9 protein-coding genes are annotated in these 12,108 nt (G+C 57.4%); 6 read left to right on the top strand and 3 right to left on the bottom strand.

What is annotated here, in order from left to right; translation table 11 throughout:
• Window positions 1-66: 66 nt before the first annotated feature.
• Together SHEW_RS19075 and SHEW_RS19070 are read left to right on the top strand one after the other, a co-directional pair.
• Window positions 67-1,497: a sigma-54-dependent transcriptional regulator gene (locus SHEW_RS19075; protein WP_011867476.1), complete on the top strand. Its 1,431-nt coding sequence runs from the start codon at window positions 67-69 to the stop codon at window positions 1,495-1,497.
• A gap of 2 nt (window positions 1,498-1,499) precedes the next feature.
• Window positions 1,500-3,641 carry a sensor histidine kinase gene (locus tag SHEW_RS19070; protein WP_011867475.1) on the top strand — a complete coding sequence of 714 codons (2,142 nt, stop codon included), beginning with the start codon at window positions 1,500-1,502 and terminating at the stop codon, window positions 3,639-3,641.
• 262 nt (window positions 3,642-3,903) lie between these two features.
• Here the strand turns inward: SHEW_RS19070 and SHEW_RS19065 are convergent, their stop codons facing one another.
• Both SHEW_RS19065 and SHEW_RS19060 read right to left on the bottom strand, forming a co-directional pair.
• Complete coding sequence (locus SHEW_RS19065; protein ID WP_011867474.1) at window positions 3,904-4,365, bottom strand: GNAT family N-acetyltransferase; 462 nt, start codon at window positions 4,363-4,365, stop codon at window positions 3,904-3,906.
• An 80-nt stretch (window positions 4,366-4,445) separates the two neighbouring features.
• Window positions 4,446-5,114 carry a 7-cyano-7-deazaguanine/7-aminomethyl-7-deazaguanine transporter gene (locus tag SHEW_RS19060; RefSeq protein WP_011867473.1) on the bottom strand — a complete coding sequence of 223 codons (669 nt, stop codon included), beginning with the start codon at window positions 5,112-5,114 and terminating at the stop codon, window positions 4,446-4,448.
• A gap of 237 nt (window positions 5,115-5,351) precedes the next feature.
• Here SHEW_RS19060 and SHEW_RS19055 point away from each other — a divergent pair, with 237 nt between their 5' ends.
• Window positions 5,352-6,107, top strand: coding sequence for a transporter substrate-binding domain-containing protein (locus SHEW_RS19055; protein ID WP_011867472.1), 756 nt, complete (start codon window positions 5,352-5,354; stop codon window positions 6,105-6,107).
• Window position 6,108: 1 nt separating this feature from the next.
• On the opposite strand, the gene SHEW_RS19050 is transcribed toward SHEW_RS19055, so the two are convergent.
• A complete protein-coding gene (locus tag SHEW_RS19050; RefSeq protein ID WP_011867471.1) occupies window positions 6,109-7,467 on the bottom strand; it encodes an isochorismate synthase in 1,359 nt (452 codons plus the stop codon).
• A 390-nt stretch (window positions 7,468-7,857) separates the two neighbouring features.
• Here SHEW_RS19050 and SHEW_RS19045 point away from each other — a divergent pair, with 390 nt between their 5' ends.
• From SHEW_RS19045 to SHEW_RS19035, 3 genes are read left to right on the top strand one after another with little or no spacing between them, the layout of a single operon-like run.
• Window positions 7,858-10,065 carry a TonB-dependent receptor gene (locus SHEW_RS19045; RefSeq protein ID WP_011867470.1) on the top strand — a complete coding sequence of 736 codons (2,208 nt, stop codon included), beginning with the start codon at window positions 7,858-7,860 and terminating at the stop codon, window positions 10,063-10,065.
• Window positions 10,066-10,074: 9 nt separating this feature from the next.
• Window positions 10,075-11,439, top strand: coding sequence for an ATP-binding cassette domain-containing protein (locus SHEW_RS19040; RefSeq protein ID WP_011867469.1), 1,365 nt, complete (start codon window positions 10,075-10,077; stop codon window positions 11,437-11,439).
• A complete protein-coding gene (locus SHEW_RS19035; RefSeq protein ID WP_223294744.1) occupies window positions 11,429-12,100 on the top strand; it encodes an energy-coupling factor transporter transmembrane component T in 672 nt (223 codons plus the stop codon). Before SHEW_RS19040 ends, SHEW_RS19035 begins: the two co-directional genes overlap by 11 nt.
• Window positions 12,101-12,108: the final 8 nt, after the last annotated feature.

Here is a 12,108-nt window from a genome sequence, read left to right as displayed (position 1 = left end):
GTCGCCAGACATAATGTCCCAGAGCGTGATTCTACTGGTTCAGGGTGACCAATTGGCCGAGGTTTGATGCTAGAATCTGTTCAATATGAGTCAAAATGTCCAAAAGAAGACAATATGAGCCAGCCTAATAAAGAGATGAAGCCCCTACCATCCGCCGTATCTGTGCTAATCGTCGACGATGAGCCGGGCATGCGCAGCTTCCTGAAGAAGGCGCTGTCGAAGAAGTTCGCCCTGGTGGAAACCGCAGGTAGCGTCGAAGATGCCGAGCAGCTCAGGAGCCGCTGTCACTTCGATCTGCTGATCGTCGATATCCGCCTGCCGGGTCGTTCCGGCATCGAGTGGGACGAGGCGCTGAGCGATCAGGAGCGGCGCTCAGACATCATCTTCATGACGGGCTATGCCGATATGGACGTGGCCATCAAGGCGCTGCGCGCCGGCGCCTCTGACTTTATTATGAAACCCTTCCACCTGGAGCAGATGATGAAGGCGGTTGACCGCTGCATCGAACGTCGCCTGCTCAAGCGCGAAAACCTCATGCTGCGCCGCGAGGTCTCCATCGGCCAATCCTCCACCATCATAGGCAGCAGCGATGCCATGATGGAGGTGAAACATGTGATCGAGCGGGTGGCACCCACCAATGCGGTAATTCTGATCGAAGGCGAATCGGGCACGGGTAAGGAGCTGGTGGCCAGACAGCTGCATCTGCTCAGCGGTCGTCAGGGGCCCTTTGTACCGGTCAACTGTGGCGCCATCGCTCCCGAACTGCTGGAGAGTGAACTCTTCGGTCATGCGGCTGGTTCCTTCACCGGCGCCAAGGGCAACCGTGAAGGTTTATTCAGCTTCGCCTCGGGCGGCACCATCTTCCTCGACGAGATAGGCGAGATGCCGCTCAAGATGCAGACGGCTCTGCTTAGGGTGCTGGAGCAGCGCACCATACGCCCCGTGGGCAGCGAGAAGGAGATCAATATCGATGTCCGGGTGCTGGCGGCCACCAACCGCAAGCTGGCGGATGAGGTGGAGGCCGGTAACTTCAGGCGTGATCTCTTCTATCGACTCAACGTATTAGACATAGTGATACCCCCGCTGCGGGAGCGCCCCGAAGATGTGGTGGAGCTGACCCATCACTTCACCCGCCTGTTGGCCGCCGAGCTGGGGGTTAAAGAGGTGGTGTGGAGCCACGAGGATATGCTCAAGCTGCAACAGCATGAGTGGCCGGGCAACATCCGTGAGCTGCGCAACATGATAGAGCGCTGTATTTTGCTGGGTAAGCCACCGGCGGAATATTGGAAACAGCAGCCTAAATCAGAGGCAACCGGCGAGCTGGGTTATCCGCTGGATTGGTCGCTCAAGGAAGTTGAGAAACACCATGTGACCTCAGTGGTCGACCTGCATCAGGGCAACAAGTCTGCCGCCGCGCGCGATCTAGGGGTTTCCCGTAAGACACTGGATCGTAAATATAAAGAGTGGTTCGAACTCAATCATCTCGAGGAAGAATAACCGTGTCTTTTTTCTCGCGTCTCTTTGGTGTCAACTGGCAGCAGCTGCAGGCCAAGGTGCGTTATCGCATCTTGATCCTTACCCTGCTGCCCATCTTGCTGACCTTGGTGAGCCTGGTGTTCATCACCATCTACTGGAACATCAGCTACACGGGCAAACAGCTCTTCATGAAGGTGAAGGCCGACCTTACCGTTGCCAGCAACACACTGATCTCTGTGCAGGAGAAGCAGGAAAATCAGCTCGAGCTGGTGCGCGCCTCCTGGGAGTTTCAAAACGAATTTCGCGATCTCGATACCGACAGCAAGGCCGCCAGAACTCAGCTGGCCGAGCTGCTCAAGCAAAAGCAGGCCGAGCTCGACCTGGACTTCCTCAGGCTGATCAGCGTCTCCGAGGCGGCCCAGGACCCGGATCTTAGGGTGATGCTGCCCAAGATACAGGACAATCAGCCCTTCTCGGGTTTAATGGTGTTGCAGCCCCAGCGTCTGGCCCGTTTGGCACCCAACCTGGAGCAGGAGGCGGTGATCACCCTGGTGGACACCCCAAGATCCCAGAAGCCGAGCAAGGATGTGGAGAAGCGCGGCATGCTCAGTCGCAGCCTGCTGCCGATCCTCGGCAGCGATGGCACAGTGGGCTGGTATCTGGACGGCGGCATCTTGCTTAATCGCGACATTCGCATCGTGGACCATATTCGTGACCTGGTTTATGACAAGGGCACGCTGCCAGAGCGCTCCATCGGCACGGTAACCATCTTCCTCGATAACACACGCATCAGCACTAACGTGCCGCTGAACTTCTTCCCCCAGGACAGCGAGAAGCGCGGCCGAGCGCTGGGTAGTCTGGTGTCGGAAGAGGTGCGTCAGAAGGTGTTAGTGCAGGGGCTGCTGTGGGTCGACCGCGCCTTCGTCTACAACGACTGGTTTATCTCCGCCTATGCGCCGCTCAAGGATATTCGCGGTGAGCGTATTGGCATGATCTACACGGGATTTTCCGAATCTCCCTTTATTCATAACTATCTGCTGAACATCATAGAGCTGGGCACTATCCTCATGTTGGTGCTGCTGGTCTCTGGCCTGCTGGTCTACCGTGGCGCCTACAGCCTGCTACAGCCGATCGAGCGTATTCACCATGTGGTGAAGGCGGTGCAGTCGGGGCGTAACCTGAGAATCGGTTCTCTGGGGCTGGAGCGCGACAACGAGCTGGCGAATCTGGCCGAGCAGTTCGACCGCATGCTGGACCTGTTGCAGCGACGCAACTCGCAGATCCAGGCGGCGGCAGAGCAGCTTGAGGTCAAGGTCGAGGAGCGTACCCGCAGTCTGCAGGAGAAGACAGAGGAGCTGCAGCGTAACGTTGCCCTGCTGAACGAGACTCGCCAGCAGCTGGTGACCAACGAGAAGTTGACCGCCCTGGGTGAGTTGACGGCAGGTATCGCCCATGAGATCAACAATCCGACGGCGGTTATCCTGGGTAACATGGAGCTGCTGAAGTCTGAGCTGGGCGACAAGGCCGAGGATGTTGAGGAAGAGATTGATATCGTCATCGAGCAGGTGGGGCGTATCAGCACCATCATTCGCAGCCTGTTGCAATACAGTCGTCCCGGCGAATTTAACGCGCCGCTGGAGATGCATCAGCTCACGCCTATCGTCGAGGAGATGGCCATTCTGGTGCGTCACTCCATCAAGAAGCAGGAGGTGGTGCTGATCCAGGATCTCAACGCCAGTTATCCTATCGAGGTCAATCGTCCTCAGCTATTGCAGGTGCTGATCAACCTGGTGGTCAACGCCGCCCATGCCATGGATGGACAGGGACGCATCTGGATCCGCACCTACGACTGGGTCCAGGGCGGTGAGCCCATAGGGGTCAAGATAGAGGTGGAAGATGAGGGTAAGGGGATCCCCGAGGAGCAACTGGGGCGCATCTTCGATCCTTTCTATACCACGCGTCAGGACGGTACCGGATTGGGGCTGTCGCTAAGCTACGGCATCATCAAGCGGATCGGCGGCACCATAGAGGTCAGCTCCACGGTCGGCAAGGGCACCCTGTTTACCATAGGCCTGTACCATAAGGCGATCGACGATCAGTTCAATCCGCCCTACGAGGGGCTGCATTTCTCAAGTGCGCTAGATAAGAAGGCGCGAGAGGCCTAGGGATACGTAAGGCATAGTGATTGGTAAGGCTTAGGGATTCGTAAAGATTCCCTGATAAGCCTGGACTTTAGATAAAAAAGAGCCGGAATACTAATATTCCGGCCACAAAGAGTGTGTGAGCAATGTTGTGCTTGCGAACTCATCATTGTAAGCAGAGATGAAGTGCTTAAAACAGACTGAGTTTTGGAACGCATCTAAATAGTAATAATTATCATTTAGGTTTGCAAGCTTTTATCGTGTAAAGATTCACGATCAACAGGCTCTAGCTCAGTAACTTGTTTAAAACCAACTTGTTATCATCGATATTGGCCGCGGTATTTTCCAATCCGGCGATCTTGTAGCCCTGCTGGATCAGCAGCTGCAACATGTTGGCGAAGCGGTTATAGGTCTTCACCGCCAGGGTGTTGAAGCCCTGTGTCTTGGCCCAGCTTTCCTGATCTTGCATCAATGCCTTGGCCAGCCCCAGCTGACGAAACTCAGGCAGAATAGCGCCCAGCCAGCTATAGAACTCACCATTGGTCTCGCCATAGCCTATCTTGTAGCCCGCCAACTCGCCCTCAATGCGGATCAGCTGCACCAGAAACGTCTTGCCGCCCAGGCGCGCTTGATAGTCTTCAGCACGATGACGGCCGTCGAATTCGGGCACCTCCTGGCTCAGGCCAATCAGGGTGTCGATGAGCTCATCGCTCAGTTGGGTGTGATGCTCGATACTTGTGGTGTACATCTTGGCTCTCCAAAGTTTGTCGCTAGCAAGGCGGCACTGGTGAAAATTTGAGTGCCGCGATGATAGTACAAATCAACTGGTCAGGCCAGTTTGCTTTGCGATTTTGTCTGGCCTTCTCGCAAAATTCGCTCCTGCAATACCCTGAGCAAGACGCCGTAGGCTGGCAGGAAGAGGCCCAGACTAACGATCAGCTTGAAGCCATAGTCGACGCTGGCGATCTCCATCCAGTGCTCGGCCATGAAGGGATCGCTCGAGGCATAGAAGGCCACGCTGAAGAAGACCAGGGTATCGATAAGATTGCCGATAACCGTCGAGGCGGCAGGCGCTACCCACCAGGCCTTGGCCTGTCTTAGGCGGGCAAACACGGTAATGTCCATCAGCTGGCCCACCAGATAGGCGGCGAAGCTGGCGAAGGCGATACGAAACACGAAGTTGTTGAACTGCGCTAAGGCGTCGCCACCTTGAAAACTGCCCTGATGGAAGAGCACGCCGATCAGATAGGAGATCAACAGCGCAGGTATCATGGCCCTGAGGATGATCTTACGCGCCGACTGCTGGCCGAAGATTCTCACCGTCAGATCTGTGGCCAGATAGACGAAGGGAAAGCTAAAGGCGCCCCAGGTGGTATGAAAACCAAATAGCTGAAAGGGTAGCTGAACCAAGTAGTTACTTGCGGTGATAATGGCAATATGAAAGCTGACGAGCAGCAGTAGCGCACGCTGAATCTGCGCTTGGGATAACATTAACATCTTGTGGCCTTTTTAATGGGTTAACGCGGGGTGAGGGAACCCGCTTAGAAACTGGATAAGGCTTACGCCTCGGTTAGCCGTCTTCCAAGGTTGACCCGGGAGACAGGGCGGCAAATTATAGTCATTAAGACCAAATGAGCAAGGATTTTGCGCAGTTTTCTCTGCCCGGCTCCCGCTTGGACCACATAAAGAGACTACACTTGGTGGACTATCACCATGATTTCGAGGAGGGGGCCGATGAGATCTTGGCGTTATCTTGTGGTCATCTTATGCGCCTGCCTGTTAGTGAGCACGCCCTGGCGCGCCGTGTCCGAAGAGGTGGAAGAGATCACTGTCGTGACCGGCAACTGGCCCGGTTACAGCACGCCCGATGGCAAGGGTTATTATCTCGCGCTGCTGCAAAGTGCCTTCCCCGCCCCCAAGTGGAAAATTTCGATAGATTTCGTGCCTTTCTCCCGTGCCCTCTACATGGTGCAGCAGCAAAAGGTCGATGTGGGGCTGGGCTTCTACATCGACGAAGTCAAACCCGACTATTACTGCGACCTGCCGGTAGAGGTCGATCAGGTGGACGCGGCCCTCACCCCAGAGCTGGCGGCCATCTGGCAGGATATCAACAGCCTGAAAAAGAAGAAGGTGAAGGCGCTGCTGGAGTATCGCTACGACACCTTCATCAAGGTGCCCATGTATTACGAGGAGGGCAGCGATCTGCTGCAGATGCTTAACCATGTCAACAACGGCAAGATAGACGCCGTGCTCGACTACAAGCGTTCCCTGCAGGGACTCGCCAGCCAGCTGAATCGGCCGCAGCAGTATGTGATAAAGGAAAACGTGTTGAATCCAGAGGTGTTTTTCGTCTTTCCCCAGACTCCGAAGGGCAAGCGTCTGAAGGCGATCTTCAACAGTGTTATGGCGCGTATGGCCGAGAGTGGCGAGCTGGACAGGCTGTTTCAGGCCAACATCAGCTATCGCGCCCGGGTGCCGACAGTTAACTAACCTAGACCTCTGTCAGGATCGACATTATGGTCTTGAGCTTATTCTCCAGCTCGTTCCATTCCGCCTCGGCCTCAGAGCCCGAGACGATCCCCGCACCGGCAAACAAGTTGATGCGTCCGGGTTCGATCAGCGCACTACGAATCGCCACCGCAAACTCGCTCTCATACTTGTTGAAGTAGCCACAGGCACCGGCATACCAGCCACGGGTGTAGCCTTCTCGCTGGCGAATAAAGTTGATGGCTGAAGCCTTTGGCAGGCCGCCCACGGCAGGGGTGGGGTGCAGGGCCTGCAGGATCTGAAAATCGTTCACCCCAGGCTTGAGTTCGGCGCGAATGGCTCTGTGTAGATGCTGGATGTGGCTCAGCTTAAACACCTTGGCCAGCTCGTCGGCGCCCACATAGTTGCTCAGTGGGGTCAGGGCATCGACGATATGCTCGCGCACCAGCTGGTTCTCATGGCTGTTCTTGGTGTCGTCCAGCAACTGCTGCGCCAGCATGGCATCTTCGGCCTCGTTGAGTCCGCGTGTGGTGGTGCCCGCTAAGGCCTCGGTAAATACCTCGCGCTGGCGACGTCGGTAGAGACGCTCCGGCGTGCAGGAGATAAAGGCGCTCTCCGGGCTGAACTGAAAGCCAAATTGAAAACTGTTCTGGTTGCGACCCTGCCAGCTGGCCAGCAGCATCCAGGGATCCACCTTCTCGTTCACCTCAAGTTGCGTCAGACGTGACAGCACCACCTTAGGCGTATCTTGAATAAACCTGTCATGGGTGACCTGGTTGACCAGCTCGTGCCAGCGCAGCTTGTTGGGACGATCGCTGCGACTCAGCAGCTGGATCTTGTTCGGTGGCGCCAGCGGCTTGGGTGGTACCAAAGCGGCGAGGGCCTGCAGCGCCAGGTTACGCTCCTGCTCGATATCGCCGGATTCGACATTGAGGTTGACCAGCAGCTTGTATTCATCGCCACTGCGTCTCAGCTCGACCCTGGGCAGGATGAAATGGGCGCGGCCATACTCGGGCCAGCACTCGGTATGACGATCGAAGGCGACGCCGCCGTAGTAGCGTATCTCCTGGTTGGTCGAGAGTGACCTCTGGGTCTGATAGGCCTGGGAAAGCTGGTTGTCGTCTACCGCATCTTCGAAGATGAAATCTTTACAGCACCCCAGAGCGGCGACCTCTTCCTGGGTGTCGCGGCCATGCCAGTAGATCCTGGGATAACAAGGTTGGCTGGCGATCCAGGCGATCATCGGCATTACACAGGCCGTCACCGACAACTGAATGATCGGCTCACCCTGGGGGTGTATGTCGAGTTTTTCGAGTTTGCGGGATAAGGATTGTATGGCCTGTGGCAGCGAGGAAACGCTCAAGAAATACTCCAACCTGGTAAAAAAGTGCGTGAGTTTGAGGGCGGGTTAAGGACATCAAACGCGGCGAATGTGAGACTTATCTGAATTGGTAATAAGAATCTTTACCACAAATTAATGTGCCGACTGTTAGCTGTCAAGTTACAGGCGGTTAAGCTGTGAGCTTGTCCAAGAAAAGAGAGATTTGTCAGTTTTTTCGGAAGCATTTCAAGCCTGTGTATTTTTGTCTAATCAAGGCTTTACACTGGACAAAATGTCCCTTGCCTATCGTCGTCACCGCGGCATTTGTTCAAATTTGTCGATCTGGGTTTGTTTTTGGTTTTCGTTAGCTTGTTGCTACAGGTGTAAGCCGGAAGAATGACGGCCATAGGGAAATGACACAGCGATGAAAACATGAAAAACAAACCAATCAGTCTCAAATTATCACTCGTGGCAGCCGCGGTTGCCGCCAGTCCTCTGGTCATGGCCGAGGAAGTCAAACACGAGCCCATTTTAGATGTGGCCGAAGTCATAGTGGTGACCGGCGAGAAGCCGACGCCGCTGCAACAGACCACGAGTAGCTGGACCATCAGTGCCGATGAAATTCAGGCCATGGGTGCCCAGAGCCTGGACGAGGTACTGAAGAATGCCCCTGGCGTCTATGTGCGTACCGGTGGCCAGGGCACGCCCAGGGTCGATGTGCGCGGCTTTAAGGCCAGACACGTCATCTATCTGATCAACGGCGTGCCGGCCAATGGCGCCGAAGATGGTCAGTTCGATCCTAGCGTGGTGCCTGCCAGCCAGATCGCCTCGGTCACCGTCTCCATGGGCCCAACCTCTGTGCTCTATGGTCCGGGCGGCGCCGGCGGCGTGATCAACATCCGCACTAAACAGGGCGCCGATGTGCCCGGCTTCTCCGGCCATCTAGAGGGCGGCGAAAACGATACCTTCAACGGCGACGTCACAGTGGCGGGCTCGGGCGAACGCTGGCAGGGGCTGGTATCGCTGTCGCGTCAGCAGACCGATGGCTGGCCTGTGTCTGGCGATCAGCCGGATACCGAGGTGCAGCAGGGCGATACCCGTTTCAACAGCGACAAGACGATCAACAACCTGTTTGCCCAGGGCAGCTACTGGCTGTCGGACAATACCCAGCTGATGGCAAACCTCAGCCTGCGTAGCGGCGAGTGGGGCAAGCCCGCCGTCGATGGCACAACCTCTGGTAAGGCCAAATTTGAACGCGTCGACGACTATGATGCCCATACGGTGCAACTGGGTCTGGCCCATAGATTCAACGAGCTGCTGACCCTGAGGGGCTTCATCTACCAGAATCAGTCTGACGTGCTGGAAAACCGTTATCTGGATGACAGTTTCGCCGGCCTGCAGCAGAGCCTGGACGGCCGCTCTGTGGTCAGCGGCGGTAACCTGCAGCTGATCGCCGACTTCGATAAGGGTCACCTGCTGACCGGCGCCCTGATCGCCGAGCACCAGAGCTGGGAGTCAGAGAGTAATCAGATAGATACCGGCAGCACAGGCACAGGAAGTGGCACCGGCAGTGGTTCAGGTAGTGGTTTAGGATCTGGCTCCGGCAGCGGATCTGGAACAGGAACTGGAGGTGGTTCGGGCTCAGGTACTGGGGGCGGATCAGGCTCGGGATCGGGAACCGGTAGCGGTTCGGGTTCAGGCAGTGGAACAGGGTCGGGTAGCGGATCTGGCACAGGTGGCGGTTCTGGCTCAGGAACCGGCGGTGGCACGGGCGGTGGTAATGGCTCTGGCGGCGCCGAGTCATTCGACGATTCGTCCTGGCTCTACACCCTGGCGGCGGAATATCAGTATCAACAGGATAGTATCGGTGCCAGCCTGGGCGGCGCCCTACACGAGCAGCAACGTGTGCGTGAAGATGAGTCCGACTACTCGGCGCAGGCCTCAGCCTACTGGCAGGCCGCCGAAGCGACTCGCCTCAATCTGGGTGTGGCCCGTAAGGTGCGTTTCCCATCGATGCGCAACCTCTACTCACTCTCGTCGGGTAACCAAGATCTGCAATCTGAGACCTCTAAACACCTGGAGCTGAGTCTGGCACAGGGGCTGGGTAGCAACACAGATCTGAGCCTGGCGGCCTACTACACGGATGCGGACAACTATATCGCCAAGGATGTCGATGGCATCTATCAGAACATGGGCCGCTATCAGTTCAAGGGGGTCGACTTCCTGGTACGCGATCAGAGCATCGATAACCTGTCGCTGAGCTTCGGCTACAGCTTCCTCGATAGTGAAGACAAGGATGCGGCGCCGGGACTGGATACCTTAGAGTACCGTCCGCGTCATAAATTCAGGCTGCAGGCGGATTACGAGTTTAGCTTTGCGACCCGCATCAACCTGAATATCGAGCACATCATGGGCCAGGTGTTCCACACCGAAGAGAAGGTGGCCGGTCAGAAACAGCTGGTGGAGAAGTCGCTGGATGACTACACACTGGTGGATCTCAAGCTGAGCCAGCCTATCGCGGGTGACGCCCTGTCTGTCTACCTCAGAGCCACTAACCTGCTCGATGAGCGTTACTATCAGAGCGAGGGGCTGCCTCAGGCGGGTCGTCAGTTGTTCCTGGGCGTGAACTGGCAGCTATAGGCATAAACCATGGCCCTGGTGCGACTCAGTCAGATCCATTTTAACTTCCAGACAGCGGCGCAGCCGCTGTTTGAGGATCTTAATCTGACCATAGCGGCCGGCGAGTGTCACCTGATCCACGGCTACACCGGCTGTGGTAAGTCGACTCTGCTCAAGCTGCTGCAGGGGATCCTGGAGCGTCCCTGGGAGGGGGAGCGTGAGATCGCCGAGGGGGCGACCCTGGGCGTGGTGATGCAGGACCCCAATGTGCAGCTGCTGCGCCAGACGCTGGGGGCCGAGGTGGCCTTCGCCCTGGAAAACTTAGGCGTCGCCAGCAGTGAGATGCTGCTGCAGGTGCGCTCGGCCCTAAGACGGGTCGGCCTCTATATCAGCCTAGACACGCCCATCGCCAGCCTCTCTCTGGGACAGCGTTATCGCCTGATGATCGCCGCCCAGCTGGTGCTCGAGCCAGACCTCTTGTTGCTCGATGAGCCCTGGGCGCAGCTGGACGATCAGGGAGTGGCCGAGCTGTCGGCCGTGCTCCACCAACTCAAGCAGCAGGGCGTGGCTCTGTTGATCGTCGAGCATCACAGAGGCGTCTTCAAGGATCTGGTTACCCACAGATGGCAGCTCAGTCAGGGCCAACTGCAGGCGTTAGCGCCGGCGGAGTGTGAAGCGACTTCGGAGCAGGTAAGTTGGCGCGAGTCGCCGGCCTGGCCGCAGGGTAGCGCCGTCATCGACAGTCATGGCTTTACCTTAGCGTTTCGTGAGCGCCAGAAGCTGTTCGACGCCGACTCCCTGCTGCTCTTCCCCGGTGAGATTGCCGCCCTGGTGGGCGACAACGGCTGCGGCAAGAGTACCCTGCTCAAGAGTCTGGCCGGTATTCAGGCGGATATCGATCCCTTGGGCATCAAGGTGTTTGGCAAGAAGCCCAAGTTGGGACGCTTCGGCGCCGACCTTGCCTTGCTGCACCAGCGGCCGAGTCGACAGCTGTTTGAAAATACCGTTATCGAGGAGATGCAGTTTAGCCTCAAGCGTTTCGGCTTGCCGCTGGAGCGGGCCATCGAACTCCTGGGGCAACTTGGGTTGACTACATTGGCGCGGCACTCGCCTCATACGCTCTCCTACGGTCAGCAGCATCTGATCGCCCTGGCGTCGCTAGCCTGTCTCAGGCCCAAGCTACTGCTACTGGATGACCCGTTCGCCGGGCTGGACGAGCACTTCACCGACAAGATAGTGGCGCTGCTGACCGAGCTGAGCCGTCAGGGCACAGCCCTGGTGATCGCCAGTCACAGGCCGATTGCGGCGCTGCCGGTGGATCGCCTCTGGCGGGTGGTGGATGGGCGTCTCGAATCTCTCTCGGCCTCGCCACAGGCGTATTCACGTGTGGGCTAGACGCGGCGTGCGCGCGCCTGGAGTGCGCCGTGCTAAACGCCACTTCGCGGTCAACGATACCCGCTGGTGCGCGCTCGCCATCCTTCTCGCCCTGGGGCTCTCCAGTTGCGCCTTCCTGTTGCCCCAGTCATGGCTGCATTACCTGGGCCTGGCGAACTTGCTGTTGCTGATACAGGGTCGTTACCTGGGCGGGCGACTCAGGGGGCTGTTGGTGATCTTCACCAGTCAGTTGGCGATCACTAGCCTGCTCTATCTGTTGCTGCACGGACTCGAGCGTCTACCCGAGGGGATTATCGCCGTGTGCCGCATCTTGATGGCCATGATCCCCGGCTGGTGGCTGTCGGTGGCCTGCTCGCCCCAGCGAATCGGCGAGGTGCTCAGCTTCTGTCTGCCCCACAAGTGGGCCTTCGTGCTGGCCGCCTGCTTCGGCATCTTGCCTTACCTAGGGCAGGAGACGCGGGAGATCTATCAGATGCAGGTGATGCGCGGCGCCAACATTCGCCTCAAGTCGTTGTGGCGTCCCAAGCATTGGCGCGAGCTGATCTACTGCGTGCTCTATCCGCTGCTGATCCAGCTGTTAAAACTATCCAAGCAGATGGCCACAGCGGCCAGGCTGCGCCAGTTTGGTCGTCATCCCAAGCCGACCCACTGGCCCTATTAGTGAGAACC

Source organism: Shewanella loihica PV-4 (assembly GCF_000016065.1).
GTDB classification, from domain to species: Bacteria; Pseudomonadota; Gammaproteobacteria; order Enterobacterales; family Shewanellaceae; genus Shewanella; species Shewanella loihica.
This window is presented reverse-complemented; position numbering and strand designations above follow the sequence as displayed.

Coding starts and splice junctions, on each gene's coding strand:
- SHEW_RS19075 (WP_011867476.1), top strand. CDS start 67: ATGCTAGAATCTGTTCAATATGAGTCAAAATGTCCAAAAGAAGACAAT.
- SHEW_RS19065 (WP_011867474.1), bottom strand. CDS start 4,365: ATGTACACCACAAGTATCGAGCATCACACCCAACTGAGCGATGAGCTC.
- SHEW_RS19060 (WP_011867473.1), bottom strand. CDS start 5,114: ATGTTAATGTTATCCCAAGCGCAGATTCAGCGTGCGCTACTGCTGCTC.
- SHEW_RS19055 (WP_011867472.1), top strand. CDS start 5,352: ATGAGATCTTGGCGTTATCTTGTGGTCATCTTATGCGCCTGCCTGTTA.
- SHEW_RS19045 (WP_011867470.1), top strand. CDS start 7,858: ATGAAAAACAAACCAATCAGTCTCAAATTATCACTCGTGGCAGCCGCG.
- SHEW_RS19040 (WP_011867469.1), top strand. CDS start 10,075: ATGGCCCTGGTGCGACTCAGTCAGATCCATTTTAACTTCCAGACAGCG.